The organism is Pleomorphomonas carboxyditropha, from assembly GCF_002770725.1.
In the GTDB taxonomy this organism is placed as follows: Bacteria; Pseudomonadota; Alphaproteobacteria; order Rhizobiales; family Pleomorphomonadaceae; genus Pleomorphomonas; species Pleomorphomonas carboxyditropha.
Map to the genome: position 1 here is coordinate 130,747 of NZ_NQVN01000010.1, position 25,354 is coordinate 156,100.

20 protein-coding genes are annotated in these 25,354 nt (G+C 69.8%); 10 read left to right on the plus strand and 10 right to left on the minus strand.

What is annotated here, in order from left to right; translation table 11 throughout:
• Nucleotides 1-28 precede the first annotated feature (28 nt).
• Nucleotides 29-799, plus strand: coding sequence for a hydroxyacylglutathione hydrolase (gloB, locus tag CJ014_RS15720; protein ID WP_100081429.1), 771 nt, complete (start codon nt 29-31; stop codon nt 797-799).
• Here gloB and yddG read toward each other — a convergent pair.
• Entirely contained in the window at nt 792-1,691 is a 900-nt protein-coding gene (yddG, locus tag CJ014_RS15725; protein WP_100081430.1) for an aromatic amino acid exporter YddG, read from the minus strand. The genes gloB and yddG overlap by 8 nt on opposite strands.
• A 141-nt stretch (nt 1,692-1,832) precedes the next feature.
• On the opposite strand from yddG, the gene CJ014_RS15730 reads away from it, so the two are divergent.
• Nucleotides 1,833-3,977 (plus strand): putative bifunctional diguanylate cyclase/phosphodiesterase, encoded by a 2,145-nt coding sequence (locus CJ014_RS15730; RefSeq protein WP_100081431.1) that lies wholly within the window; start codon nt 1,833-1,835, stop codon nt 3,975-3,977.
• A gap of 47 nt (nt 3,978-4,024) precedes the next feature.
• Here CJ014_RS15730 and CJ014_RS15735 read toward each other — a convergent pair whose 3' ends face one another.
• Nucleotides 4,025-4,582 carry an HNH endonuclease gene (locus CJ014_RS15735; RefSeq protein WP_100081432.1) on the minus strand — a complete coding sequence of 186 codons (558 nt, stop codon included), beginning with the start codon at nt 4,580-4,582 and terminating at the stop codon, nt 4,025-4,027.
• A 174-nt stretch (nt 4,583-4,756) separates the two neighbouring features.
• Nucleotides 4,757-5,614: an SDR family NAD(P)-dependent oxidoreductase gene (locus CJ014_RS15740; RefSeq protein WP_100081433.1), complete on the minus strand. Its 858-nt coding sequence runs from the start codon at nt 5,612-5,614 to the stop codon at nt 4,757-4,759.
• A 102-nt stretch (nt 5,615-5,716) separates the two neighbouring features.
• Between CJ014_RS15740 and CJ014_RS15745 the strand changes: the two genes are divergently transcribed.
• Entirely contained in the window at nt 5,717-6,235 is a 519-nt protein-coding gene (locus tag CJ014_RS15745) for a Fur family transcriptional regulator (RefSeq protein ID WP_245427382.1), read from the plus strand.
• Between the two features lie 7 nt (nt 6,236-6,242).
• Nucleotides 6,243-7,499 carry a flavodoxin-dependent (E)-4-hydroxy-3-methylbut-2-enyl-diphosphate synthase gene (gene ispG, locus CJ014_RS15750; protein WP_100081435.1) on the plus strand — a complete coding sequence of 419 codons (1,257 nt, stop codon included), beginning with the start codon at nt 6,243-6,245 and terminating at the stop codon, nt 7,497-7,499.
• Between the two features lie 9 nt (nt 7,500-7,508).
• Here ispG and CJ014_RS15755 read toward each other — a convergent pair whose 3' ends face one another.
• A complete protein-coding gene (locus CJ014_RS15755) occupies nt 7,509-8,435 on the minus strand; it encodes a polyprenyl synthetase family protein (RefSeq protein ID WP_100081436.1) in 927 nt (308 codons plus the stop codon).
• 76 nt (nt 8,436-8,511) lie between these two features.
• On the minus strand, nt 8,512-8,973 hold the full coding sequence (locus tag CJ014_RS15760) for an Lrp/AsnC ligand binding domain-containing protein (RefSeq protein ID WP_100081481.1): 462 nt from the start codon (nt 8,971-8,973) through the stop codon (nt 8,512-8,514).
• 215 nt (nt 8,974-9,188) lie between these two features.
• Here CJ014_RS15760 and putA point away from each other — a divergent pair, with 215 nt between their 5' ends.
• The 3 genes from putA to rpmF all read left to right on the plus strand — a co-directional run bounded on the left by putA (nt 9,189) and on the right by rpmF (nt 13,832).
• The gene (gene putA, locus CJ014_RS15765) at nt 9,189-12,305 is read left to right on the plus strand and encodes a bifunctional proline dehydrogenase/L-glutamate gamma-semialdehyde dehydrogenase PutA (protein ID WP_100081437.1); all 3,117 of its coding nucleotides are present in this window, start codon (nt 9,189-9,191) and stop codon (nt 12,303-12,305) included.
• A 410-nt stretch (nt 12,306-12,715) separates the two neighbouring features.
• Nucleotides 12,716-13,459 (plus strand): monofunctional biosynthetic peptidoglycan transglycosylase, encoded by a 744-nt coding sequence (mtgA, locus tag CJ014_RS15770; protein WP_245427386.1) that lies wholly within the window; start codon nt 12,716-12,718, stop codon nt 13,457-13,459.
• A gap of 190 nt (nt 13,460-13,649) precedes the next feature.
• Entirely contained in the window at nt 13,650-13,832 is a 183-nt protein-coding gene (gene rpmF / locus CJ014_RS15775) for a 50S ribosomal protein L32 (RefSeq protein WP_026783867.1), read from the plus strand.
• 93 nt (nt 13,833-13,925) lie between these two features.
• On the opposite strand, the gene CJ014_RS15780 is transcribed toward rpmF, so the two are convergent.
• Nucleotides 13,926-14,303, minus strand: a complete 378-nt coding sequence (locus CJ014_RS15780) for a hypothetical protein (protein ID WP_100081438.1) — start codon at nt 14,301-14,303, stop codon at nt 13,926-13,928.
• 246 nt (nt 14,304-14,549) lie between these two features.
• Between CJ014_RS15780 and CJ014_RS15785 the strand changes: the two genes are divergently transcribed.
• Nucleotides 14,550-16,301: an EAL domain-containing protein gene (locus CJ014_RS15785; RefSeq protein WP_100081439.1), complete on the plus strand. Its 1,752-nt coding sequence runs from the start codon at nt 14,550-14,552 to the stop codon at nt 16,299-16,301.
• Between the two features lie 108 nt (nt 16,302-16,409).
• Here the strand turns inward: CJ014_RS15785 and phaR are convergent, their stop codons facing one another.
• Nucleotides 16,410-16,976, minus strand: coding sequence for a polyhydroxyalkanoate synthesis repressor PhaR (gene phaR, locus CJ014_RS15790; protein WP_100081440.1), 567 nt, complete (start codon nt 16,974-16,976; stop codon nt 16,410-16,412).
• A 243-nt stretch (nt 16,977-17,219) separates the two neighbouring features.
• Between phaR and CJ014_RS15795 the strand changes: the two genes are divergently transcribed.
• Nucleotides 17,220-20,159: an AsmA family protein gene (locus CJ014_RS15795; protein ID WP_100081441.1), complete on the plus strand. Its 2,940-nt coding sequence runs from the start codon at nt 17,220-17,222 to the stop codon at nt 20,157-20,159.
• 4 nt (nt 20,160-20,163) lie between these two features.
• Here the strand turns inward: CJ014_RS15795 and CJ014_RS15800 are convergent, their stop codons facing one another.
• The 3 genes from CJ014_RS15800 to CJ014_RS15810 form a co-directional block, all read right to left on the minus strand.
• Nucleotides 20,164-22,395 carry a heavy metal translocating P-type ATPase gene (locus CJ014_RS15800; RefSeq protein ID WP_100081442.1) on the minus strand — a complete coding sequence of 744 codons (2,232 nt, stop codon included), beginning with the start codon at nt 22,393-22,395 and terminating at the stop codon, nt 20,164-20,166.
• Nucleotides 22,396-22,466: 71 nt separating this feature from the next.
• Complete coding sequence (glk, locus tag CJ014_RS15805; protein WP_100081443.1) at nt 22,467-23,483, minus strand: glucokinase; 1,017 nt, start codon at nt 23,481-23,483, stop codon at nt 22,467-22,469.
• A 12-nt stretch (nt 23,484-23,495) separates the two neighbouring features.
• Nucleotides 23,496-23,921, minus strand: coding sequence for a methylglyoxal synthase (locus CJ014_RS15810; protein ID WP_100081444.1), 426 nt, complete (start codon nt 23,919-23,921; stop codon nt 23,496-23,498).
• 433 nt (nt 23,922-24,354) lie between these two features.
• Between CJ014_RS15810 and CJ014_RS15815 the strand changes: the two genes are divergently transcribed.
• Complete coding sequence (locus tag CJ014_RS15815; RefSeq protein WP_100081445.1) at nt 24,355-25,350, plus strand: BMP family lipoprotein; 996 nt, start codon at nt 24,355-24,357, stop codon at nt 25,348-25,350.
• Nucleotides 25,351-25,354 lie beyond the last annotated feature (4 nt).

Consider the following 25,354-nt stretch of genomic DNA (forward strand, 5'->3'; position numbering starts at 1 on the left):
TTTGCGGGCCGGTAAAGGGAGGCTCTCGATGGTCCCGAAGATCGACGTCATCGCCTGTCTCAGCGACAACTATGCCTATCTGCTGCGCGACGAGGAAAGCGGCGCGGCCGTGGTTTTCGACGCCCCGGAGGCGGCGCCGATCCTTGCCGCCGTCGAAGCGTCGGGCGGCCGGCTCGATGCCCTTCTGCTCACCCATCACCACGGCGACCACATCGAAGGCGCGGCCGACATCGTCGGACGCACGGGAGCCAAACTGATCGGCGCGGCCGCCGACGCCCACCGGCTGCCGCCGCTCGACCGGGCGGTCGCCGACGGCGAGGGCTTTTCCGTCGGCCCGTTCGGTTTCCGGGTGATCGCGACGCCCGGCCATACGCGCGGCCACATCGTCTATCACGCGCCGGCGGCGCGGGCGCTGTTTTCCGGCGACACGCTGTTCTCGCTCGGCTGCGGCCGGCTGTTCGAGGGCAGCGTGGCGGACATGTGGGAGTCGCTTCTCCGCCTCGCGGCGCTGCCGCCGGAGACGGGCGTCTATCCGGGGCACGAATATACCGCCTCCAACGGCCGTTTCGCGCTGACGGTCGATCCCGACAATGCGGCGCTGGCCGAGCGGATCGCCGAGGTGGAGGCGCTGCGCGCCGCCGGCCGGCCGACGGTGCCGGTGCCGCTCAGGCGGGAGCTTCTCACCAACCCGTTCCTGCGGGCCGGCGATCCGGGGCTCGCCGCAAGGCTGGGGCTGGCCGGGCATCCGGCGGTGGAGGTGTTCGCCGAGTTGCGCCGGCGGAAAGACGGCTTCAGGTGACGGCCCGGCGGCCTGCGGCCCGCCGGCGGAAGGGCAGGGCATCCCAGGCGGCGACGACGGCGCCGAGGGTGACGAGGGCGCAGGCGATCGCCGTCGTCCAGCCGAGCGTGCCGTAGCCGGTGAGGGTGAGCAGCAGGGTCGACAGTACCGGCGTGGCGTAGGCGGCGGTGCCGATGAGCTGGATGTCGCCGTGCTTGACGCCGTGGTCCCAGACGAAGAAGGCGAGACCGACCGGGAAAGCGCCGAGCAGCAGCACCATCGACCATTCGAAGGGGCCGTCGGGCAGCACCGTCTGCTCGAACGCGGCGTGGCAGACAAGGCTGAGAAGAGCGGTGGCGAGGCAGAAGCCGGCCACCGCCTCCGACGGCACGCCGGCAAAGCGGCGCGAGACGACCGAATAGCCGGCCCAGACCACGGCGGCGAGGAAGGCGGCGAGATAGCCGAAGGCGTAGCCGCCGTCGAGCGCCAGCGACCGGCCGGCCGTCACCAGAAGCGCCGCGCCGGAAAAGCCGAGCACGACGCCGGCCAGGTGATGGATGCGCAGGCGCTCGCCCGGCAGGAGGCCGGAGAACAGCACGATCAGCAGCGGCCAGAGATAGTTGATGAGGCCGGCTTCCACCAGCGGCACGGTGCGCAAGGCCGTGAAATAGAGCGCGTGGTAGCCGAACAGGCCGAGCGTGCCGACCGCCCACACCTTGAGGGGCTGCCTCAGAACATTGGCTCGGCCGCGGGCGATCAGCCAGATGGTGGCGACCGTGCCGGACAGGCCGAAGCAGAGGGCGTTGAGCAGGAAGGGCGGCACGGCCCCCGAGCCGCCGGTGAAGACGCCGAGCATCGACCACATGACGATGGCCGCAAGGCCGATCAGGGTAGCGCGGGCGCGGTTCGACATGGTTGCCTGGCTCTCCTGATGGTCCGGCGAGCCCGTTCCGCAGAAAGAGGCAAGCCGGATCTGTATTTTTCCGAGGATATTCGGAGGAATTTGCGAGCCTTTAACGGTATCGGGCTAGGTTGCGCAAGATAGAACCGATGGATGATTGCCTTGTTTTTCGTCAACCGCCGCTGGATGGAGTTCGTCTTCGGTGTGGTCGTCCCGACCGTGCTGACGGCGCTTGCCGCCGCGGCGGTGGTCTATCTGGCCATGGCGCGGATGGCGGCCGAGGTGAACGACATCGATCGGCGGGGCATTGCCCAGGTGGTCGACGTGCTGAAAGACGAGGCGCTCGCCCGGATGGGGCTGGCCGCCAGCGAATTCTCCGCCTGGAACGCCGCCGCGCTGGATGAAGGCGACGCCGGTCTGACGGGCGGCGATCTGCGCCTTCCCGCCGAAAGCAGCCGCTTTTTCGATACGCTGCTGGTGGTCGATGCCGAGGGCATGCCGATACGCGCCTTCCATGAGGGACGGGCGGCCGGACCGGATGGCATCGGCATCAGCCGGGCCGACGTCGCCGCTCTCGTCGCCGCCGCGCGCCATGAGCCGCAACGGCCGGCGACCGGCTTCGTCCAGTCCCGCCTTGGTCCGCTGGTGGCGGGGGTGCGCGAGATCGAGCCGCGCGCCGGCGCGCCGCGGGCCGGTCCGCCGCGCTATCTCCTGGTCGGCCGGCCGATGACCGGAACGGAGTTTACGGCCATGGCCGACGCGCTCGGCGTCCGGCATCTCGCCTTCGGCCCGGCGCCGGTCGGGGCCAATGCCGTGCCGCTGACCTCGGCCGCCGGCACGCTCCTCGGCTCCATCGGCTGGGAACCGCGCGTGTCGGGCACCGAGGCGATGGAGCGCGCCCGCCTGCCGGTGCTGGGCGTTCTGGGACTGTTGTTCGTGGTGATGGGCGTTCTCGTCGTGACCATCTGGAAGATGATGAGCGGCCTGCGCCACGACGAGACGGCGGCCCGCCACGCCGCGAGCCACGATCCGCTGTCCGGCCTGCCGAACCGCGCCTCCTTCCATCAGCGGCTCGCCGAGGCCTATGCCGGTCCGGACCATGCCATCGCCGTGCTGTTCGCCGATCTCGACGGCTTCAAGGAAGTCAACGACACCTACGGCCACGACGTCGGCGACCGGCTGATCCGGGCGGCGGCGGCCGGATTCCGCGCGCTGGTCGGCGGTGACGGTACGCTGGCCCGTCTCGGCGGCGACGAGTTCGCCGTCGTGGTGGAAGGCGGCGATGCCGCAGAACGGGCGCGCGGCCTCGGCGAGAGCTTCGTCGATTTCCTCGACGAGGCCTTCGACTTCGAAGGAAGGACGGTGAAGGTCGGCTGCTCGGTGGGCGTGGCCGCCGACGCCGACGGCCGGCTGACGCCGGGCGAGCTGGTGCGCCGGGCCGATGTCGCCATGTATGTCGCCAAGGCCGGCGGCAAGAACCGGGTCGATCTCTACGACGCCGGCATGGATGCCGATCGCCATGCGCGGGCGACGCTGGCCGCCGAGCTGCGCGAGGCGGCGGTGAGCGACGGCCTCCAGGTGCATTATCAGCCGGTCATCTCGGCGAAGACCGGCAGCATTGCCGCCGTCGAGGCGCTGGTCCGCTGGATCCGTCCGGCCGGTCCGGTCAGCCCGGCGGTGTTCCTCGCCATTGCCGAGGAGGCCGGGATGAGCGACCTGATCGGCACCTACGTGCTGCGGCGGGTCGCCCGCGACGCCCGGGCGTTCGGCGGCCTCAAGATGGTGGTCAACGTGTTTGCCGCCCAGTTCCGCGATCCCGGCTTTCCCGATGCGCTTGCCGCCATCCTCGAGGGGTCGGGCATGCCGCCGGACCGGCTGGAGCTCGACATCACCGAGAGCTTCCTCGCCTCCGAGCCGGAGCGGGCGCGCCGCAGCGTCGAGGCGCTGCATGCGCTCGGCGTGTCGGTGGCGCTCGACGATTTCGGCACCGGCTTCTCGTCGGTCGCCTACCTGCGCCGCTTCGCCTTCGACAAGGTGAAGATCGACCGCTCGGTGGTGATCGACGTCATCCGCGATCCGGCGTCGCAGAGCCTCGTCCAGGCGGCGGTGGCGCTGGCCGAGACGCTGGGCGCCGAAGTGACGGCCGAGGGCATCGAGATGGCCGAGGAGGCCGAGGCGCTGAAAGAGGCCGGCTGCCACGAGTTGCAGGGCTATTATTTCGGCGCGCCGACCGTGCGCTCGGAAATCCTGCGCCGCATCGCCCGAGAGCGGCAGGCGGCTGAACAACTGCTGGCTTAGAGCACTGTTCCTTAAGCATCATCTTTTCACTCCGGTCGGATGATGTTTTAAGGATCGAGCTCGACGTCCCAGTAGAGAAAGTCCAGCCAGCTTTCGTGAAGATGGTTGGGCGGGAACAGCCGGCCGTTGTTGTGAAGGTCGTGCACGGTGGGGGCGAACGGCCGGCCGGCGAGCGTCATGCCCACTTCCGACACCGTCTTGTCGGCCTTCTTCAGATTGCAGGGCGAGCAGGCCGCGACGACGTTCTCCCAGGTGGTCTGGCCCCCCTTGGAGCGCGGGACCAGATGATCGAAGGTGAGGTCCTCGCGGCTGCCGCAATACTGGCACTCGAAGCGATCGCGCAGGAAAACGTTGAAACGGGTGAAGGCGGGCTGGCGCGACGGCTTGATGAAGGTCTTGAGCGAGACGACCGACGGCAGGTGGAATTCGAAGCTCGGGCTGCGCACCAGCACGTCGTATTCGGAGACGATGTTGACCCGGTCGAGGAAGACCGCCTTGATCGCATCCTGCCAGGACCATAGCGACAAGGGAAAATAGCTCAGCGGGCGATAGTCCGCGTTCAACACCAGCGCCGGGTGTGCGTCCGGCGAGACGGCGATCGTCACCTCACGCTCTCCTTCACCGAGGCAGGCGTCCGGGCCGGCCCCACGCCCGCATACTCTACGCTGATGATGTCGCTGATGTGAAGCTGAAAGCGGTGGTTTTCCGTCCGTTTTGCAGGCAAGTCCAGGACCGGCCATGCCGCGTCGGCCTGGTGCCCAAGGCATTGCCGATGCTGATCAATTGCCGGCTTTCGCCGCGCGGTGCAGCAGCGCGACGAACAAGGAGGCCGGCAGGAGGCGCTTGACGACCGCCGCGCCCTTGGTGAGCCAGGTTATCCGGTAGTAGGGGCGCGGCCGGGCTGATTCGCAGGCGTGCACGAGGCAGTCCACCACCGCTTCCGGCGGCTTGCGGAAGAAGGAAGCCTCCGGCGGCCGCCGCATGTCGGCGAGGCGCTGGCGATAGCCCTCGGCGTTGGCGGAGGCCTCCACGTCGACGTTCTCGTGGAATTTCCGCATCGACGCCGCCGTGAAATTGGTGGCGATCGGCCCCGGCTGGAGCGTGGCGACATGGATGCCGGCGTCGATCAGTTCCAGCCGCCAACTGTCGGCAAGGCCCTCGATGGCGTGCTTGGAAGCGTTGTAGGCGCCGCGATAGGGCATCGACAGGAAGCCGAGGATCGACGAGCACATGACGATGCGTCCGGCCCCGGCCCGGCGCATGGCCGGGATCAGCCGGCGCGTCAGGTCGTGCCAGCCGAGCACGTTGACCTCGAACACGTGCCGCAGCACCTCGGTGGTAAGGTCCTCCAGCGCGCCGGGCTGGCCGTAGGCGCCGTTGTTGTAGAGGACGCCGAGCCGGCCATGGGTCGCCTCCAGCACCGCCTCGGCGGTGGCGGCGATCGAGGCGGGATCGGCATAGTCCATCAGAAGCGGCGTCACCCCCGGAAGGGCGGCGAGGCGCTGCCGGTCCTCCTCCCGGCGCACCGTCGCGAACACCCGCCAGCCGCGCCCGGCCATGACGGTGGCGGCGGCAAGGCCGATGCCGGAGGAGGCGCCGGTGATCAGGATGCTGCGGTCGACGGCGGGAAAGCGCATGGCGGACCTCTGGCTGGGGCGGACGGGGCGGCCGGCGCGACAATCAGTCTTTCTCCGGACGGCTCGGCCGACTATATACTGTGCGAACGCTTGGAGAGAACCTTGCTCGACGATTCCGACCACGATCATCAGGCCTGCCGCAGCCGCGCCGTCGCCCGCGCCGAGGAGCGCTGCCGCGACGAGGGCCTGCGTCTCACCGAACAGCGGCGGCAGGTGCTCGAGGCGATGCTGGAGAGCCACGCGCCGGTGTCGGCCTACGAGATCATGGACCGCATCGCCGGAAAGGCGCGGCGGCCGAGCCCGATCTCGGTCTACCGCGCCCTCGATTTCCTGGTTGCCCACCGCTTCGCCCATCGCATCGAGAGCCGCAACGCCTTCCTCGCCTGCATCGAGGAGCACGGCCATTCCGCCTCCGGCCCGGAGGCGCCGCTGGTGTTCCTGCTCTGCGAGAATTGCGGCTCGGCCACCGAGGCCGAACCGGCCGAGCTCGGCAGGCTGCTTGCCGGCATCGCGGCGGCCGAGGGCTTTTCGCCGTCGACCTCGGTGCTGGAGGTGCGCGGCCTCTGCGCCGCCTGCCGGTCGGCCGGCCATCGACACGACCATTCGCACAGCCACAGTTGAGGATTGCATGTCCCACTCCTTCGGTCCGGCGCCGCGCCGCCGCTCGGTTCCCGTCGTCGTCGGCAAGGTGCAGATCGGTGGCGACGCGCCGGTGGTCGTGCAGTCGATGACCAACACCGACACCGCCGACGTCGACGCCACGGTGGGGCAGGTGATGGCGCTCGCCCGCGCCGGCTCGGAGCTGGTGCGCATCACCGTCGACCGCGACGACAGCGCCGCCGCCGTGCCGCGCATCCGCGAGCGGCTCGACCGGGTCGGCGTCGACGTGCCGCTGATCGGCGACTTCCATTTCATCGGCCACCGGCTGCTCGCCGAGTTTCCGGCCTGCGCCGAGGCGCTCGCCAAATACCGCATCAACCCCGGCAACGTCGGCGTCCGCGCCAAGCGCGACCGCCACTTCACCGACATCGTCGAGATCGCCGCCCGCCACGGCAAGGCGATCCGCATCGGCGTCAACTGGGGTTCGCTCGACCAGGAGCTGGCGACGCGCCTGATGGACGAGAACAAGGCCAAGGGCTCGCCGATGACGGCGCAACAGGTGATGCGTGAGGCGATGGTGCAGTCGGCGCTGCTGTCGGCCGCCCGCGCCGAGGAGATCGGCCTTGCCCGCGACCGCATCGTGCTGTCGGCCAAGGTCAGCCAGGTGCAGGACCTGATCGCCGTCTATGGCGAGCTCGCCTCGCGCGGCGACTATGCCCTTCACCTCGGCCTCACCGAGGCCGGCATGGGCACCAAAGGCGTCGTCGCCTCGTCGGCCTCGATGGGCTACCTCCTGCAACAGGGCATCGGCGACACCATCCGCGTGTCGCTGACGCCGGAGCCGGGCGGCGACCGCACGCGCGAGGTGATGGTGGCGCAGGAGCTGCTACAGGTGATGGGCTTCCGCAGCTTCGTGCCGATCGTCGCCGCCTGTCCGGGCTGCGGCCGCACCACCTCGACGGTGTTCCAGGAACTGGCCAAGACCATCCAGGACCAGATCCGCGACGCCATGCCGGAGTGGCGGCAGCGCTACCCCGGCGTCGAGGCGCTGCAGGTGGCGGTGATGGGCTGCATCGTCAACGGCCCCGGCGAATCCAAGCACGCCGACATCGGCATTTCCCTGCCCGGCACCGGCGAGAACCCGGCCGCGCCGGTGTTCATCGACGGGCAGAAGGCGGCGACGCTGCGCGGCCCGACCATCGCCCGCGATTTCCAGGCGCTGGTGCTCGACTATATCGAGCAGCGGTTCGGTGAGAGGGCCGATCGCAAGCCGGCGGCCGAATAAGCTCGAGATTTAGCGCCGCCTCTCGGCGACGAAGCGCGCGGCGGCGGCGAGCGTCTCGGAGCGCCTGCCCCACGGCGCGAGCAGCTCCGTCGCCTCGGCGACGAGCCGGTCGAGTTCGGCGCGCACGGCGTCGATGCCGAGAAGCGCGATGAGCGTGCCCTTGCCATGGGCGGCGTCCTTCGCCACCGCCTTGCCCATCTCCCCCTCGGTGGCGGTGACGTCCAAGAGGTCGTCGGCAAGCTGGAAGGCGAGGCCGAGGATATCGCCGAACCGCCCGAAGCGGCGCAGCTCGTCTTCGCCGGCGCCGCCGAGCCGGGCGCCCATCACCGTGGCGGCGCGGATCAGCGCGCCGGTCTTCATGGCCTGCAACTCGCGGATGCCGGCCTCGCCGGGTGCCGCGCCGTCGCCGAAGCGCCCTTCCGCCGCCAGATCGAGCATCTGGCCGCCGACCATGCCGCCGAGGCCGCCGGCCCGGGCGAGATCGAGCACCAGCGCCGCCCGCACCGCCGGGTCGGCGTGGCAGGCGGGATCGGCGAGCAGGTCGAAGGCGAGCGTCAAGAGGCCGTCGCCGGCCAGGATGGCCGTCGCCTCGTCATAGGCGACGTGGACGGTCGGCCGGCCGCGCCGGAGCGCGTCGTCGTCCATGGCCGGCAGGTCGTCGTGGACCAGCGAATAGCAGTGCAGGCACTCGATGGCCGCCGCCGCCGGCATCAGCGCGTCGACCGTCAGGCCGGGGTCGAGAAGACGCGCCACTTCGGCGAGCAGGAACGGCCTGAGGCGCTTGCCGCCGGCCAACACGGCATGCCGCATGGCGGCGAGCAGCCGCGCCGGTCGGGCGATCTCGCCGGGCCGGGGAGCCGCGCCGAGACGAGCCGCCAGTCCGGCCTCCAGGGCACGGGCAAAATCGGCAAGGGCGGCTTCGAAGGCGGCGGTCATCGGTGCTCCGGTCGGGCAATGGGTGGCCGCTGTGGTAGCGCCGGCCCGGCGTTCGGGTCAAGGCAACGAAGGTGCTTCATACCGGCAGCACGGTGGTGTTCTTCACCTCCTCCATCACCGGGTAGGTGTGGGTCTCGCGCACGCCCGGCAGCGTCATCAGCACCTCGGACAGGAACTCGCGATAGGCTTCCATGTCGCGGACGCGCGCCTTGACCAGATAGTCGAAGCCGCCGGCGATCAGGTGGCATTCAAGCACCTCCGGCGCCTTCTTCACGGCGGCGGCGAAGGTGGTGAACACCTCGGGGTTCATGCGGTCGAGCTTGATCTCGACGAACACCAGCAGGCCGCGCTGCAGATGCAGCGGATCGAGGCGCGCCGTATAGCCGACGATGAAACCGTCGCGCGACAGTCGTTTGACCCGCTCGGCGGTGGCCGTCGCAGACATGCCGATCTTCTCGGCGAGTTCCAGATTGGTGATCCGGCCGTCTTCCTGAAGCGCGGCGAGGATCCGGCGGTCGATTCGATCGAGGCCCGGAATGTCCTTGCCGTGCTGAGACCGATCACTCACCGCCGACGCCATCGCGAGGCCCTCCAAGACGAATGATTCCGGAAGATTCACGGAGACAAACGGTTCATTCCGCGAATAGTCCCGATTCTATACCTCAATAAGGAGAGTGTCACCGAAAGCCTGCTGCTATCCTGCGGATTATAAACAGAAGCCGCCCCCGAAGGCGGCAACCTTCCGGAGACCACATGGCTGCAGTTCTTTCCGAGCCCCTCCGGGCTCCGTGTTTTTCGCCGCCCTACGCGGAGGACGAGACGGCGGTGGTCCGGCGTCTCCTGGCGGCGCGGCCGGAGGATGCCGACGCGCGAGCGCGCGTCGATGCGCACGCCAGCCGGCTCATCGCGGCGATCCGCGACGGCAAGTCGGCGATCGGCGGCGTCGAGGACTTCCTGAAAGCCTATTCGCTGACGACGCGCGAGGGCCTCGCCATCATGGTGATGGCCGAGGCGCTCTTGCGCGTGCCCGACGGCGCCACCGCCGACCGGCTGATCGAGGACAAGCTCGCCTCGGCCGCCTTCGGCTTCCACGGCAAGGGCGAGGACCCCTGGCTGGTGGCCGCCTCCGGCTGGGCGCTCGGCGTGACCACGCGGGTGCTCCAGCCGGGCGAGACGCCGGAGAACGTCATAACCGGCCTCGTCAAGCGGCTGGGCATGCCGCCGGTGCGCGCCGCCACGCGGCAGGCGATGAAGATCATGGGCCACCAGTTCGTGCTGGGCACCTCGATCGAGGCGGCGCTGTCGCGCGCCCGCGGCCTGGCCGGCAAGGGCTACCGCCATTCCTACGACATGCTGGGCGAGGGCGCCCGCACCGCCGCCGACGCGGAACGCTATTTTGCCGACTATGCAAAGGCCATCGAGGCGATCGGCCGGTCGGCCGGCTCCGAGGCATTGCCGGCCCGGCCGGGCATTTCGGTCAAGCTGTCGGCGCTGCACCCGCGCTACGAGGCGCTGAACGCCGAGCGCGTGATGGCCGAGCTGGTGCCCAAGCTCCTGGAACTGTCGCGGGCGGCGAAGGGCTACGACCTCAACCTGACGGTCGATGCCGAGGAGGCCGACCGGCTGAAGCTGTCGCTCGACGTGATCGCCGCCGTCGCCGCCGATCCGTCGCTCGCCGGCTGGGACGGCTTCGGCCTCGCCGTGCAGGCCTATCAGAAGCGGGCGCCGGCGGTGATCGACTACATGATCGATCTCGCCGAAAGCCTGAACCAGCGCTTCATGGTCCGTCTCGTCAAGGGCGCCTACTGGGATACCGAGATGAAGCGGGGGCAGGAGCGGGGCCTTGCCGACTATCCGCTGTTCACCCGCAAGGCGTCGACCGATCTTTCCTATCTCGTCTGCGCCGAAAAGCTGCTCAGGTCGCGGCCGCGCCTCTATCCGCAGTTCGCCACCCATAACGCGCTGACCGTGGCCGAGGTGTCGGAGATCGCCGGTGCCGACCGGCATTTCGAGTTCCAGCGGCTGCACGGCATGGGCGACACGCTCTATCGCGAGGTCACCGAGAAGGACGGCCAACCCTGCCGCATCTACGCGCCGGTCGGCGGCCACAAGGACCTTCTCGCCTATCTCGTCCGCCGCCTCCTGGAAAACGGCGCCAATTCGTCCTTCGTCGCCGCCGTCGGCGATCCGAAAGTGGAGATCTCGACCTTGCTCACCCGTCCCGCCGACGTGCTGGCCGGCGGCGACCGCGCCCGCCACGCCCGCATCCCGCTGCCCGCCGACCTCTTCGGTGCCCGCCGCAACTCGCGTGGCGTGGAACTGGCCGACGAGCAGGCGCTCGAACCGCTGCTCGCCGCCATCGCGGCGGTCGGCAGCGATTTCGGCATCGCCGCTTCGATCATCGACGGCGCCGACGCGGCCGGTGCGGCGCGCCTCCTGCTGTCGCCGGTCGACGGCAGGACGGAGATCGGCCGGGCGGTCGACGCCGATGCCGAGACGGTGAGGAAGGCGGTCGCCTCGGCCGCCGAAGGGTTCCGCGCCTGGTCGGCGGCCCCGGCCGAAACGCGCGCCGCCGCGCTCGAGCGGGCGGCCGATCTTCTCGAGGAGCGGCTGCCGGCGTTCCTGGCGGTGCTGGCGCTCGAGGCGGGCAAGACGCTAGCCGACGGCGTCGCCGAGGTGCGCGAGGCGGTCGACTTCTGCCGCTATTACGCCGCCGAGGCGCGGCGTCTGTTCGCGGCGCCGGTCGCCATGCCCGGACCGACCGGCGAGGAAAACCGGCTCGCCTATCGCGGCCGCGGCGTGTTCGCCACCATCGCGCCCTGGAATTTCCCGCTCGCCATCTTCGTCGGCCAGACGGCGGCGGCGCTGGCCGCCGGCAACGCCGTGGTGGCAAAACCCGCCGAGCAGACGCCGCTCACCGGCGCCATGGCGGTGCGGCTGCTGCACGAGGCCGGCGTGCCGGCTTCGGCGCTGGCGCTTCTGGTCGGCGACGGCACGGCCGGCGCGGCGCTCACCGCCGATCCGCGCATCGCCGGCGTCGCCTTCACCGGCTCGACCGACACGGCGTTTGCCATCAACCGGGCGCTCGCCGCCAAGCGCGGGCCGATCGTGCCGCTGATCGCCGAGACCGGCGGCCTCAACGCCATGATCGTCGACGCCACGGCGCTCGGCGAGCAGGTGACCGACGACGTCATCACCTCGGCCTTCCGCTCGGCCGGCCAGCGCTGTTCGGCGTTGCGGCTCTTGTTCGTGCAGGACGACGTCGCCGACCACATGATCGACCTCGTCAGGGGCGCCGCGGCCGAGCTCAAGGTCGGCGATCCGCGGCGGCCGGACACCGACGTCGGCCCGATCATCGATCGCGAGCAGACGGAAAAGCTCGCCGTTCACGTGGCGGCCTGGCAGGGCAGGGGCGGCGTGCTGTTTTCCGGCCGGACGCCGGAGGGGGAGTTGGCCGGCGGCACCTATTTCGCGCCGACCGTTATCGAGCTGCCCGACGCGGCGGCGCTCGACCGGGAGGTGTTCGGGCCGGTGCTGCACGTCGTTCGCTACAAGGCGAAGGACCTCGACAGGGTCATCGGGGACATCGCGGCAAGCGGCTACGGCCTGACGCTCGGCATCCACTCGCGCATCGAGGCGACGGTGAAGCGCATCGTCGAGCGGCTGCCGGTCGGCAACGTCTACGTCAACCGCAACATGATCGGCGCGGTGGTCGGCTCGCAGCCGTTCGGCGGCTCGGGCCTGTCGGGCACCGGCCCCAAGGCGGGCGGCCCCAACTATCTCGCCCGCTTCGCGCTGGAGCAGGTGGTGTCGATCAACACGGCGGCGGCCGGCGGCAATGCGACGCTGGTTGCCATGGGTGACGACTGATCAAAGAACAAAAGACAGGGGGCGGCGGGGCCGGGGAGCGATCCCCGGCCTTTCTCTTGCGCTTTCGCCGAAGCGGGCAACGCAAAAAAAACAGGCCGGGGTTACCGGCCTGAGTTCTGGGAGGAAAGCTGGAGTGCCACGGTGGATCAGGAGGAAGACCCAGACGGAAGACCGACAAAGCAGCGCTCACAAGTAGAAGGTCTCATGATGCCTCAATTCGCGCCATGTCAAAATTATAGCATTTCTGTATAAATTGCGGGCAATTGCCGTAAAGAACGGCTTTTTGTGACGCCTTTCTGCAAAAGTGGAACGTCAGGCGGGTGGGGGATGGCGCCAGCCGGCTGCCGCCTTTTCCGCCGTTTGCCCGGCCGGTGCCGTTGGTTTATGAGAAAACGGACAGGCGGGTGGGCATGAGCGATCTCAGCGAGGCGATGGCCGAAGGCAAGCCGGCGGCGAGTGACGAGGAGGCGGCGGCTGTGAGGCGATCTGGCTGGCGGATCTGGCTCAGACGGCTTTCGGTCGCCGCCGCGGTGGCGGTTGTCCTGCCGTTCATATTGACGCCGCTCTATCTGTTCGTCCGGCCGGTCTCGACGCTGATGGTCTGGGACCTCATGACCTTGCAGGGCTACAGCCGGACCTGGGTCGATCTCGACGATATCGCGCCCAGCATGAAGCAGGCCGTCGTCATGAGCGAGGACGGCCAGTTCTGCTTTCACGACGGTGTCGACTGGGCGCAGCTCCGCTCGGTGCTGAGCCGGGACGGCGGCCCCAACCGCGGCGCCAGCACCATCACCATGCAGACGGTGAAGAACGTCTTCCTGTGGCCGTCGCGCTCCTACATCCGCAAGGGCCTCGAAATTCCGCTCGCTCTCTACGCCGATCTCGTCTGGTCGAAGCGGCGGACGCTGGAAATCTATCTCAACATCGCCGAGCTCGGTCCCAACGTCTACGGCGTCGAGGCGGCGGCGCAATATTACTACAAGAAGCCGGCGTCGAAGCTGAGCCGGCGCGAGGCGGCGCTGATCGCCGCCGCCCTGCCCAATCCGGCCGTCCGCAATCCCTTGAAGCCGAGCCGGGCGCAAAGGACGCTGTCGCGCATCATCGAACGGCGCGTCGGCCAGTCCGGCGCCTACGTCGAGTGCCTGAAACCGTGACGGACGGCTGTCTTGCCGCGTCGGGCCGCCATCGGGATTGCGACGGAGAGGCGCACTTTTTTCCGGGCAGGCACTGGCAAAGCGGCGCTACACTCTGTATAAGGCCGCATCTTTAGGAACGAGCGCCCGCGCGCCCGAACGGTGGACCATTGCGGTTCCCCCTTCCGAGCGGGCGATGGAGTAGAAGACAATGGCAGTTCCCAAGCGAAAGACCTCGCCGTCCAAGCGGGGCATGCGTCGGTCCGCCGATGCCCTGAAGCAGCCGACCTACGTCGAGGACAAGACCTCGGGTGAGCTGCGTCGTCCCCATCACGTCGATCTCAAGACCGGCATGTACCGTGGCCGCCAGATCCTGGCGCCGAAGGAAGCCTGACAAGAGATTCGCTCGGCCGTCCCCGACGGCCGGGATATCGACCTGAAAAGAGCCGGTGCCTTGCGCCGGCCTTTTTGTTTTTGAGAGGCGGCGTCAGTATTCGGCGGCGCCGAAGAAACCCGGCTCGAGGTCGGTGACACGGCGGTAGCCGTCGCGATAAAGCGCGTCGGCCCGGGCGGCGATCAGCGACGGATCGCGGCGGACGCGACGCTCGCCGGCGACGGCGTCGCCGAGGCCAAGGGCGGCGAGCTGGGCGACGAAGGGCGCGGAAGCGGGGTTGCCCGCCGCAATCGCGGCGTGGAGCGCGTCCTTTTGCGGCGCGGCGCGGAGATCGGCCAAGGCGAGCTGCCGCTCGCCGCCGGTGGACATGCCCTCGGCCGCCTCGACATAACGACCGGAGGCGCGGCGGACCGTCTTGTCGATGCCCTCACCGCGGACGCTCTCGCCGATGGAGCCGATCGATCCGATCATGGTTGCGGGCCTTTCGGGAACTGTGCCGTTCCGGCACGAAATGAACCGACGCAGGGCATGCCGAGCAACCGGCGCGCCACACTTCCAGAATGGTTAACAAAAGGTTAATCCGCAAGATTGCCGGCTGAAAATACGTCGACGGGGCCGGCCATTCGGGGATGGATCGGTAACCGATGGATCAAAAACCCGGTTCCCGTGCGGGGAGCGTTGCGGTAGGTGTTCCAAAACGGACGAGGACGGCGGCTGATGGATGACGATCCCGTTTCTTCGGAAGGACATGGACTGGCCGGCGGCGCCATCGGCGCGGCGATGGCGGCGGCGGGCGTCGCCGCCTACGAGCACGACTATGCCGAGGACCGTTTGCGCTGGTCGCCGAACGCCGGCGAGGTGCTCGATCTGCCGGCCTATGAAGTGCCGCTGTCCGGCCGGGCGCTCCATCGTCTGATCGGGCCGCAGGCGGCGACGCTACGGCTCGCCGCGGCGCCGCCGCCGGTGCTGTCCGCCGACCGCGTCGGTCCCGACTACCGGATCGTCTACGACCTGATGCCGCGCGGCGGCAAGCCGCAGGGCGTGCGCATCGAGGAGAGCGGCAGCTGGTTCGGGCCGGATGGCCGGCCGGCGCTCGGCGCGCGCGGCACGGTGCGCGTGCTGCCGCGCGGCGTCGAGACGGCGGCGCCGGTCCGCCTCTACGGGCCGGACCGGCGGCTCGACCGCGACGAACTGCTGCAGAGCCTCGACGATCGGCTGAAGCTGCTGGAAACGAACGGCGGCTCGGCGGTGTTCCTGATCATCGCCGTGCTGGATATCGGCCGCATCAACGCCAATTTCGGCTACGAGGCCGGCGACCGGGTGATCGACGTCGCCGGCGAGCGCATCCTGCGCCGGATGCGGCAGGGCGACGTGTTTGGCTCGTTTTCCGGCCACAAGTTCGGCGCCGTCCTCAACGACTGCGACGAGCACGCGCTGATCATCGCCACCGAGCGCTTCCGCGAGGCGGTGCGCGGCGAGGCGATCGACTGCGACGGCGCCAGCGTGCGCGCCGATATCGCCATCGGGGCCGTCATGCTGCCGCAGCACGCGCTCACCGGCGCCATGGCCGCCAACCGTGCCGAAGAGGCGCTGGGCGACGCCCGGCGCGACGTCGATCGTCACCTCGCCCTTTACGAGCCGTCGGCTGCCCGCGACGCCCTCCGCCGCCGCAATATCGAGATCGCCGAGGCGATCCAGCGGGGGTTGGCCGAGGATCGCTTCGTGCTGGCCTATCAGCCGATCGCCCGCGCCGGCGACCGGGCGGTGATTTCCTATGAGGCGCTCAGCCGCCTGGCGCTGCCGTCGGGGGAGATCGTCTCCGGCGGTCCCTATGTCGAGGCGGCGGAAAAGCTCGGCCTCATCCGGCGGCTCGACATGCGGGCGCTGACGCTGGTGATGGCCGATCTCCAGGCCTCCCCGGCCCTCAGGCTCTCGGTCAACGTGTCGCCGGAAACGCTGGCCGATCCGGCCTGGCTCAGCATGCTGGTGGCCGGTGCCCGCCGCGACGGCGAAGCGCTCAAGCGGCTGACCATCGAAATCACCGAAACGGCGGCGCTGTCGCGCATCGACGATCTGAGGCGCCTGGTTTCCACCATGCGCGATATCGGCTGCCGCATCGCCATCGACGACTTCGGCTCGGGGCACACGTCGCTGAGGATGCTGCGCGACATCAAGCCGGACTGGCTGAAGATCGACGGCGCCTTCATCCGCGATATCGGCCACGACGCCGACGCCGTGGTGTTCGTCAGGGCACTCACGACGCTAGCCGGTCATTTCGGCATCCGCACCGTTGCCGAATTCGTCCAGGACGAGGCCTCGGCGGCGCTGCTCGCCGAACTCGGCATCTCCGCCTTCCAGGGCCGGCTGATCGGCGAGCCGCGCCTCAGGGCGGGGCCGGGCGCCACGGTGCTCGACGGTCTCCACGACGACGGCTGGCTGCGCGGTCCGCTCGCCGTGGCGCCGGCCTAGAGCGTTCCCGCATTTCATGGAAACGCGGAAACGCTCTATCTTATTGAGTTGACGCATTTTCTTCACGCGAACCGGTGTCCACTTCGCTCGAAAATGCTATCGGCCGAATTATTCGCTTTCCGGCGCCAGCCGGTCGAGCCGCCGCCGCATGGCCTCGAGCTCGTCGCGCAGCGCACCGATGTCGGCGGCGCGGCTTTCGGCAGGGGACGCCTCTTCCTCGGGGCCCTCGCCGGGCAGGGCGGCGCGCACCGCCCGTTCGAAGGATTCGGCGTTGAGCCGCACCTGCTCGCCGAGCTTCTCGCTGAGGGTCGAGGCGCCCAGCGCCTCGCCGGCGATGCCGCGCATCTTGCCCTGCTCGCGCGCGAACTGGCCGATGGAATATTCGAGGAAGGCGGGCACCATGGCCTGCAGTTCGTCGCCGTAGAAGCGGATGAGCTGGCGCAGGAAATTGACCGGCAGGAGATGCGGTCCGCGCGTCTCTTCCTCGAGAATGATCTGGGTCAGCACCTCGTGGGTGATGTCCTCGTCGCTTCTGGCGTCGATCACCATGAAATCGACATTGGCGCGCACCATGGCGGCGAGGTCCTGCAGCGTGACATAGCTGGAGGTGCCGGTGTCGTAGAGCCGCCGGTTGGCGTATTTCCGGATGACAGTGCTTTGCTTCGCCCTCGACATGGGGAGCCTCTTGCCGCGTCGCCGCGTCCTGTCGCGGCGCAGCCAGCATAGGGGCAATGGTGCACCGCAGCCAAGTCTTTTGCTCCGCACGTATTTCTTTTTGCGCTGCGGCACGGGGCTTCTCCCATCGGATAGCCGGAGAAGGATGCCAAAGGCCGAAAGGACTGGTATTATAGAAACTTGCATCGGTTCTCGGAGGGGAGGGCGGTGCGGGCCGGTCAGGCATCGGGGGATCGGGGAGGCATGGTTCGCGTCGTTACGGCCTTGTCGGGGCTGGTGTTGGTCGTCCTGGCGTTGCGCCTGGCGATGGCGCCGCTGTTTCCGCTCGACAAGTTCGTCGCGCCGGCCATCGCCGCCTTCGAGGCGGAAACCGGCACGGTGGTCAAGGTCGGCGACGCCGACCTCGAATTGCTGCCGACGCCGCGCGTCGTGGCCACCGACGTGGGGATCGTGCTGCCCGACGGCCTCGGCAACCTGCATGCCGACCGGCTCCTGCTGGCTCTCGGCCCGCTGCCCTTCCTGTCCGGCTCGGCCGAGCTCGGCAGCGTGACGGTCGAGCGGCCAACACTCAGTCTGTCCCTCGAAGGCGGCGACCTCGATCCGGCGAAAGCGATCGGCGCGCTGGCTGAGCTGGCCGGCCGGGCAACCAGCCGGCATTTCCTGGCCACCGATGGACGGCTCAGTGTTTCGGCCGGTGGCGTGCAAACCAGCCTTGACGGGGTCACGGTTTCGGCCAGCCGTGCCGACGGTGGCGATCGTCTCGTTCTCCAGGCGATGCTCAATCGCACGCCGCTGTCGCTGACGATGGAGGCCGGGTCGGCCGGCGCTGCCCGGGCGCATTTCACCACGCCGGCAATGAGCCTCGGCCTCGACGGTGGCCTTGCCGGTGGCGCCTTCGCCGGCCGCCTCGATCTGATGGTGCCGGACGCCGCCGCCCTCGGCGGTCCGTTTGCCGTCGCATCCGGGCCGGTCCGGCTCGACGGCGCCGTTACGCTGGCAACCGGCCGGGCGGAAATGATCGATGCGTCGGCCACGGCGTTCGGCGGCAGCGGACGGCTGTCGGCCGCGCTCGATCTCGGGCCTCCGCGCGCCTCCGTCGATCTTCACGCCGATTTCGGGCGATTGCCGGCGGAGTCACTGGCGACGCTGGCCAGCCTTGCCGCCCGTCTCGGCTTCGACCCGGTCGCCGGCCGCGCGCCCCTTGATGCCGGGCTCGACCTGAAGCTCGCCGACCTCGCGCTTGCCGCCGGCAGCATCCGCAACGTCCGGCTCACCGCCGTCGACCGCGACGGGCGCTTCGGCGCGCTGCTCGATGCGACGGCCGGCCAGGGCACGCTGTCGAGCCGGCTCGATCTCGTCCCCGACGGCGACGGCCGGCGCCTCGGGGCTTTTTTTGCCGTCAAGGACGCCGAGGTCGGCGATGTCGTGGCCCTCGCCGGCCTTGCCTTGCCGCTGACGGGTCGTCTTGCCGGCGATCTCCGCCTGTCGGCGCACGGCCGGTCGACCGACGAACTGGCGGCGACGCTGGCGGTCGATGGCGCCGGCCAGCTCAGGGATGGGAAACTCGGCGGTCTGCCGCTCGTCGGCGGGGCGGCACTGCCGACCTTGTCGCAACTTTCCGCCGATCTGTCGGTGGTCGGTCTCGACAAGCCGGCGCGCCTCACCGGCCAGGCGACCGTATCGTCGGGCGTCGTCTTCCTGGAGGCGACGGCGGCGCCGCGCCGGCTGATCGAAGGCGGCGCCGCGCCGGTCGAGCTTCGGCTCAACGGGCCGACCCTGTCCGCCGGCTTCGACGGCGACGTCGATCCGGTCGCGCTGGCGGCAGACGGCAGCCTGACGCTGGCAAGCCGCCGGCTGTCGGCCCTCGCCGGGGTCGCCGGCCTGCCGGATAGCGCCTCGCTGGATGGCCGGCTCGAGGCAGGCGCCGGTCGCCTGACGCTGTCCGACGCGCGATTGATGCTCGGCGATGGCGCCTTCAGCGGCCTGATCGATCTGTCCGCCGCCGGCGACCGCGGCCGCCTTACCGGCCGTCTCAGCGGCGATACGGTCGACGTCGCCGCCCTGGCGGGCGTGCTGGCCGATGCGCTGTCCGGCGCCGGCCGGCAGCTCGCGGCCGCCATCGACGCCGATCTGCGGATCGAGGCGAGCCGGATCGCCGCCGGTCCGGTGGCGGCGGCCGGCGGCCCCGTCGATCTTCGCGTCGGCGGCAAGGGCGCCGAGATCGGGCTTCCCCGGCTGTCGCTCGGCGGCGGCAGCGGCACGGCGACGCTGACGGTCAAAGCGGGCGACCGGCCCGCCTTCGCCGCCAAGGGCAAGCTCGAGGGCGCGCGCCTCGCCAGCCTGGCGCCGGTCATCGGCGCCGCCGTCGATGGCGAACTCGATCTCACGGCCGATATCGGCGCCGCGGGGAAGACGCGGGCCGATCTCTTCAAGTCGGCCGCCGGCACGGCCGAGTTCTCCGTCGCGCACGGCGTTCTCGACGGCCTCGATCCGGTGGCTCTGATCGGCCGGCTGGCGCGCGCTGTGCAGGTCGGCGTCGGGGCGGATCCGGGCCGCGTCGGCTTCGACAAACTGTCCGGTCGTCTGAAATTGGCCAGGGGCGTGGCGACGGGCGATAATCTCGCCTTCGCGGCCGGCGGTCTCCAACTGTCGGGCTCGGGAAGTCTCGGCCTGGCGAGCGGGGCGCTCGACCTGCGGCTCAGGCCGAAGATGAAGGGCTACCCCGATTTCGAGGTGCCGGTGGCCGTGGTCGGCCCGCTCACCGCGCCGCGCCTCTATCCCGACATTCCAGGACTCTCAGCCGATCCCGCGTCGGGCTATGCGCGCCTTGCCACCATGGACGGCGGCTTTGCGCGCCTGATCGGCGGCGAAGCGGCGCCGAAGCTCGAAGCCGTCGGGCCGGACGCCATGACGTCGATGATCGACAAGCTGTCCGAACCGTCCAAGCCGGCGGAACCGCCCGTTGCCTCGATCGCGTCGCCGGCCATCGCCGCGCCGTTGCCGCCGGTCCGGCCGTCCGGCCTCGCGTCGGCGGCGCAGCGGGGGCAGGCGTCCCGTCCGCCCGTCCTCGCCGGCGGACCGCTCGACCTCGGGGCGCTCGGGCGGACGCCCGGCCCCGCGGCGCCGGTCAATACACGCGCCGCTCAGTGTCGCCCGGGCCGCGACGGCCGCTGCATTCCCTGATCGTTCAGCCTTTCGCCGACCCGACCGGCGGCAGCCTCGGCACCCAGCGGGTGAGCAGGCCGGCGTTGGTCACCACCGACACCGAGCTCATGGCCATGGCGGCGCCGGCCAGCGCCGGCGTCAGCAGGCCGAAGGCGGCGAGCGGAATGCCGATGACGTTGTAGATGAAGGCCCAGAACAGGTTCTGGCGGATCTTGCGCGACGTGGCGGCGGCGATGTCGAAGGCGGCGGCGACGAGGCGCGGATCGGGGCGCATCAGCGTGATGCCGGCCGTTTCCATGGCGACGTCGGTGCCCGAGCCCATGGCGATGCCGACATCGGCGGCGGCGAGCGCCGGCGCGTCGTTGACGCCGTCGCCGACCATGGCAAGGCGGCCGCCGGCGGCGCGCAAGCCCTCGACCTCGGCGGCCTTGGCCTCGGGCAGCACGTTCGCCCGCCAGTCGTCGAGGCCGGCGGCGCCGGCAATGGCGCGGGCGGCCGGTGGCCGATCGCCGGTGAGCAGCAGCGTGCGGATGCCGCGCCGGCGCAGCTCGGTGACGGCGGCCGGCGCCTCCGGCCGCAGCGCGTCGGCGTAGCCGAACAGGCCAATGGCCCGTCCGTTCTCGGCGACGTAGGCGAGCGTCATTTCCGGCCGCAGGCGGCCGAGGCCGGCCCGGTCGATATCGGCGTGGTCGACGGCGTGCTCGTCGAGCAGCGCGGCGGTGCCGATCAGCACGTCGGCGCCGTCGACGCGGGCGGTGAGCCCCTTGCCCGGCACCGCCGTGACGTCGTCGGCGGCGAGCGGATTGATGCCGTCGGCCACGGCGCGGGCCAGCGTGGCGCGGGCGAGCGGGTGTTCCGAGCCGGTCTGGGCGCCGGCCGACAGCGCCAGCAGCCGGGCCGGCTCCATGCCGTCGGCGGCCACGAGTTCCTGGAGTTCCGGATGCCCGACGGTGAGCGTGCCGGTCTTGTCGAACACCACGGCGCCGACGTGGGCGGCGCGCTCCAGCACCTCGATGTCCTTGATCAGGATGCCGGCGCGGGCGGCGGCGCCGGTGCCGGCGACCAGGGCGGTCGGCGTGGCGAGGCCGAGGGCACAGGGGCAGGCGATCACCAGCACGGCGACGGCGGCGGCCAGCGCCTGCTCGAGGCTGCCGCCGAAGGCGAGCCAGAGCGCGAAGGCGATGGCGGCGACCGCGACCACCACCGGCACGAAGACGGCGGCGACGCGATCGACGAGGCGCTGCACCGGCGCCTTGCCGGATTGGGCGTTTTCCACCAGGCGGGTGATGCGGCCGAGCGTCGATTCCTCGCCGACGGCGCCCACCTCAACGGTGACGGCGCCCTCGCCGTTGACGGCGCCGGTCACCACCGGCTCGCCGGATGCCCGCCGCACCGGTAGGCTCTCGCCGGTGATGACCGCCTCGTCGAAATGGCTCTCGCCCGAGAGGATGCGTCCGTCGACCGGCACGCGCTCGCCGGGGCGGATCAGCACGCGGTCGCCGGGCAGGATGCTCGTCACCGGCACCACGGTCTGGCTGCCGTCCTCGGCAAGCCTGGTCGCCGTCTCCGGGCGGAGCGCCATCAGCGACCGCACGGCGCGGGTGGTGGAGGCCTTGGCGCGCTCTTCGAGGAATTTGCCCAGCAGGACCAGCGTCAGCACCACGGCCGACGCCTCGAAGTAGAGGTGTTCCTCGACCATGTGATGGACGGTCGCCATCATGTAGACCGAGAAGCCCCAGGCGGCGGTGGTGCCGAGCGACACCAGCACGTCCATGTTGGCGCCGCCGCCGCGCAGGGCGTTCCAGGCGCCGCGATAGAAGCGGCGGCCGGCGAGAATCTGCACGGCGGTGGCCAGCGCCAATTGCACATAGGCCGGCAGGATATGGCCGAAGCCGGCCATCATCGCCACCATGGCGACGACGAAGGGCAGCGTCATGAGGGCGCAGACCGCCAGCAGCCAGGCGGTGCGACGGCGGCCTACCGCGGCCTCGGCCTCGCGCGCCTCCCGTTCGGCGCGGGCGACGACGGGATCGTCGGATCTCAAGATGGCCGAGAAGCCGGCCCGGTCGACGGCGGTGGCGATCGCCTCGGGCGTTACCGCCGGTCCGACGGCGATGTCGGCGCGTTCGAGGGCGAGGTTGACGCGGGCGTCGAGAATGCCCGGCGTCTTCTTCAGCACGCGTTCGAGGCGGGCCGAGCAGGCGGCGCAGGTCATGCCGCGGATGTCGAAGGAACGGACGGAGCTATCGGTCATGTCACACCTCTGCCGATCCTATAGCAGATGACGACCGCCGGGCGCCTCTCTCCCGTTCACTTTGTCGTTGCTCAGCCGCGCCAGTGCCGCCCGTCGAGGCGCAGGCCGAAGGTGCTGGGGCGGCGGGCGAAGTCGACGAGGCCGGCCAGCGCCGGGCGGTCGTGGACGATGATCGCCGTCGGCAGGGCGGCCATCAGGCTCTGGTGCGGATATTTGTCCTCGAAGGCGGCCCGGAAGCTGCCCTGCTGCAATACCTTGACGATGCGCGGCGCGATGCCGCCGGCCAGATAGACGCCGCCGTGCGCCAGGAAGGTCAGGGCGAGATTGCCGGCGATCCGGCCGAGATGCTCGGCGAACAGGGCGACGGTTTCGACCGCGATCGGGTCGCCAGCCTCGGCGGCGGCGGTGACGGCGGCCGGCGTGTCGCAGGCGGGAAAGTTCTTGCCGGCGGCGGCGACCGCCCGGTAGAGGCGCAGGAGGCCGGCGCCGCAGATGATCGTCTCGCCGGTGACCCGGCCGCCGGCCCGCTCGATATGCGGCCAGATGTCGTAGTCGCGGGCCGTCACCGGCGCGAGGTCGATGTGACCGCCCTCGCCGGGCACCGGCACCCACAGGCCGGCGGCGTCGACGAGGCCGGCGGCTCCGAGGCCGGTGCCGGGGCCGATCACCACCTTGGTGCCGCGCTCGGGCGGCAGGGCGCCGCCAACGGTGACGAGATCCTTCGGCTTCAGGCCCGGCAGGCAAAGGCCGAGCGCCTCGAAGTCGTTGAACAGGATGACGTGGTCGAGCCGGAAGCGCTCGATGAGGCGCTTCGGGGTGACGACCCACGGGCAGTTGGTGAGCTGGGTGCTTTCCTCGCCGATCGGCCCGGCCAGCGCGAACACCAGGGACCTCGGCGCCGGCGCGCCGGCATCGATGACCGCGCTCTGGATGGCGTCCTCGACGGTCGGGAACAGCCGCGTCTCGACGGTGTCGAAATGGCGGATGTCGCCGTCGGCGTCGGTCAGGAGGGCGAAGCGGGCGTTGGTGCCGCCGATGTCGGCGAACAGGACCGGAAAGGTGACGACGCTGGAGACGCTCTGGGACATCGTGGTCTTCGCTCAGTCTGAGGAAACGGGGACGGAATGGATGAGACCGCCGGAGCGGATCAGCAGCTCCGCCGTCGCGTGGTTGAGGGCCATCGGGATGTCGTAGACGACCGACAGCCGGGTCAACGCCTTGACGTCGACGTCGTGCGGCATGGGCGACAGCGGGTCGATGAAGAAGAACAGGCCGCCGAGCCGCCCCTCGGCGATCATGGCGCCGATCTGCTGATCGCCGCCGAGCGGGCCGCTCTTCAGGCGGGTGATGTCGAGGGAGGGACAGGCCTCCTGGATGCGGCCGCCGGTGGTGCCGGTGGCGAACAGGCGAAAGGCGGAAAGCCAGCGCTCGTGAGTGCGGGCGAAGGCGACCATCTCGTCCTTCCGGGCGTCGTGGGCGACGAGCGCGATGGCTGGGGCGATGGCGGGTGCGGTCGGCGCGGTCATCGTGTCCTTCGGATGCAGCAGGGAACTCGCTGGGCACGCTCTTAGCGCCTTTCCCCCTGAAACGGTATCGGTTTTGCTCCTCGCCCTCGGAAATTTCGGCGGCCGCCATATGAAGGCGAACGGCTAGCCCATTATTCTACGGGCAAACGCGTAAAATTGCAGCGGCGATCGGTCGACAATACCGGCGCGCGGCGGTCCGGCGACGCGTCCGGGACGCACAATTCCGCCGGTGTTGGCGCGTTATCCGGCAGCGTCTGCCTCCCCCGAAAGCGTTGTGCATTAATATTGTCCATTTGGTCAAAAACCGAAGAAAGACGATGCAAACCGCTGGAAAGCATGCTTAGGTATGCGCCACTCGGGGGAGGGGCAATTTGGGGTTTCCTCCGCCGACCAGCCCGAACGGGGGCTCCTTCCAAAAGGGGTGAGGAACACAATGATCAACAAACTGATCGGCGCTACCTTTGTCGCAGCCATGCTGGCGAGCACGGCGATGGCGGCGGACATCAAGCCGGCGCTCGTCTACGGCACCGGCGGCAAGTTCGACAAGTCCTTCAACGAGGCGGCCTACACCGGCGCCGAGAAGTTCAAGGCCGAGACCGGCATCGAGTATCGCGACTTCGAGCCGACCGGCGACACCCAGGGCGAGCAGGCGATCCGTAACTTTGCCTCCAAGGGCTTCAACCCGGTGGTGGCCGTCTCCTTCGCCTGGACGTCGGCCATCGAGAAGGTGGCGACCGAGTTCCCCGACACCAAGTTCGTCATCGTCGACGCCGTGGTCGACAAGCCGAACGTCCGTTCCGTGGTCTACAAGGAAGAGGAAGGCTCCTACCTCGTCGGCACCGTCGCCGGCCTGTTCTCCAAGACCGGCAAGGTCGGCTTCGTCGGCGGCATGGACATTCCGCTGATCCGCAAGTTCGAGTGCGGCTACGATCAGGGCGCCCGCGCGGCCAAGGCCGGCAACGACGTGTTCCAGAACTACGTCGGCACCACCGGCGCCGCCTGGAGCGATCCGGTGCGCGCCGGCGAGCTGACCAAGGGCCAGATCGACCAGGGCGCCGACGTGATCTACGCGGCGGCGGGTGCGAGCGGAATCGGCGTGCTGCAGACGGCGGCCGACCAGGGCAAGTACTCGATCGGCGTCGATTCGAACCAGAACTACCTGCATCCGGGTTCGGTGCTGACCTCGATGGTCAAGCGCGTCGACCTCGCCGTCTACAACGCCTTCTCCGACGCCAAGGGTGACACGTTCACCGGCGGCGTGCAGGCGCTCGGCATCAAGGAAGACGGCGTCGCCTGGGCCTATGACGACAACAACAAGCCGCTGATCACCCCCGAGATCCTGGCGGCGGTCGAGAAGGCCAAGGCCGATATCGTCTCCGGTGCCATCAAGGTGCACGACTATATGTCGGACAACTCCTGCCCGAAGTGATCTC

Excerpts from the sequence above, each read along its gene's own strand:
- gloB (WP_100081429.1), top strand. The coding sequence starts at position 29 with ATGGTCCCGAAGATCGACGTCATCGCCTGTCTCAGCGACAACTATGCC.
- yddG (WP_100081430.1), bottom strand. The coding sequence starts at position 1,691 with ATGTCGAACCGCGCCCGCGCTACCCTGATCGGCCTTGCGGCCATCGTC.
- CJ014_RS15730 (WP_100081431.1), top strand. The coding sequence starts at position 1,833 with ATGATTGCCTTGTTTTTCGTCAACCGCCGCTGGATGGAGTTCGTCTTC.
- CJ014_RS15740 (WP_100081433.1), bottom strand. The coding sequence starts at position 5,614 with ATGCGCTTTCCCGCCGTCGACCGCAGCATCCTGATCACCGGCGCCTCC.
- ispG (WP_100081435.1), top strand. The coding sequence starts at position 6,243 with ATGTCCCACTCCTTCGGTCCGGCGCCGCGCCGCCGCTCGGTTCCCGTC.
- CJ014_RS15755 (WP_100081436.1), bottom strand. The coding sequence starts at position 8,435 with ATGACCGCCGCCTTCGAAGCCGCCCTTGCCGATTTTGCCCGTGCCCTG.
- putA (WP_100081437.1), top strand. The coding sequence starts at position 9,189 with ATGGCTGCAGTTCTTTCCGAGCCCCTCCGGGCTCCGTGTTTTTCGCCG.
- mtgA (WP_245427386.1), top strand. The coding sequence starts at position 12,716 with ATGAGCGATCTCAGCGAGGCGATGGCCGAAGGCAAGCCGGCGGCGAGT.
- rpmF (WP_026783867.1), top strand. The coding sequence starts at position 13,650 with ATGGCAGTTCCCAAGCGAAAGACCTCGCCGTCCAAGCGGGGCATGCGT.
- CJ014_RS15780 (WP_100081438.1), bottom strand. The coding sequence starts at position 14,303 with ATGATCGGATCGATCGGCTCCATCGGCGAGAGCGTCCGCGGTGAGGGC.
- CJ014_RS15785 (WP_100081439.1), top strand. The coding sequence starts at position 14,550 with ATGGATGACGATCCCGTTTCTTCGGAAGGACATGGACTGGCCGGCGGC.
- phaR (WP_100081440.1), bottom strand. The coding sequence starts at position 16,976 with ATGTCGAGGGCGAAGCAAAGCACTGTCATCCGGAAATACGCCAACCGG.
- CJ014_RS15795 (WP_100081441.1), top strand. The coding sequence starts at position 17,220 with ATGGTTCGCGTCGTTACGGCCTTGTCGGGGCTGGTGTTGGTCGTCCTG.
- CJ014_RS15800 (WP_100081442.1), bottom strand. The coding sequence starts at position 22,395 with ATGACCGATAGCTCCGTCCGTTCCTTCGACATCCGCGGCATGACCTGC.
- glk (WP_100081443.1), bottom strand. The coding sequence starts at position 23,483 with ATGTCCCAGAGCGTCTCCAGCGTCGTCACCTTTCCGGTCCTGTTCGCC.
- CJ014_RS15810 (WP_100081444.1), bottom strand. The coding sequence starts at position 23,921 with ATGACCGCGCCGACCGCACCCGCCATCGCCCCAGCCATCGCGCTCGTC.
- CJ014_RS15815 (WP_100081445.1), top strand. The coding sequence starts at position 24,355 with ATGATCAACAAACTGATCGGCGCTACCTTTGTCGCAGCCATGCTGGCG.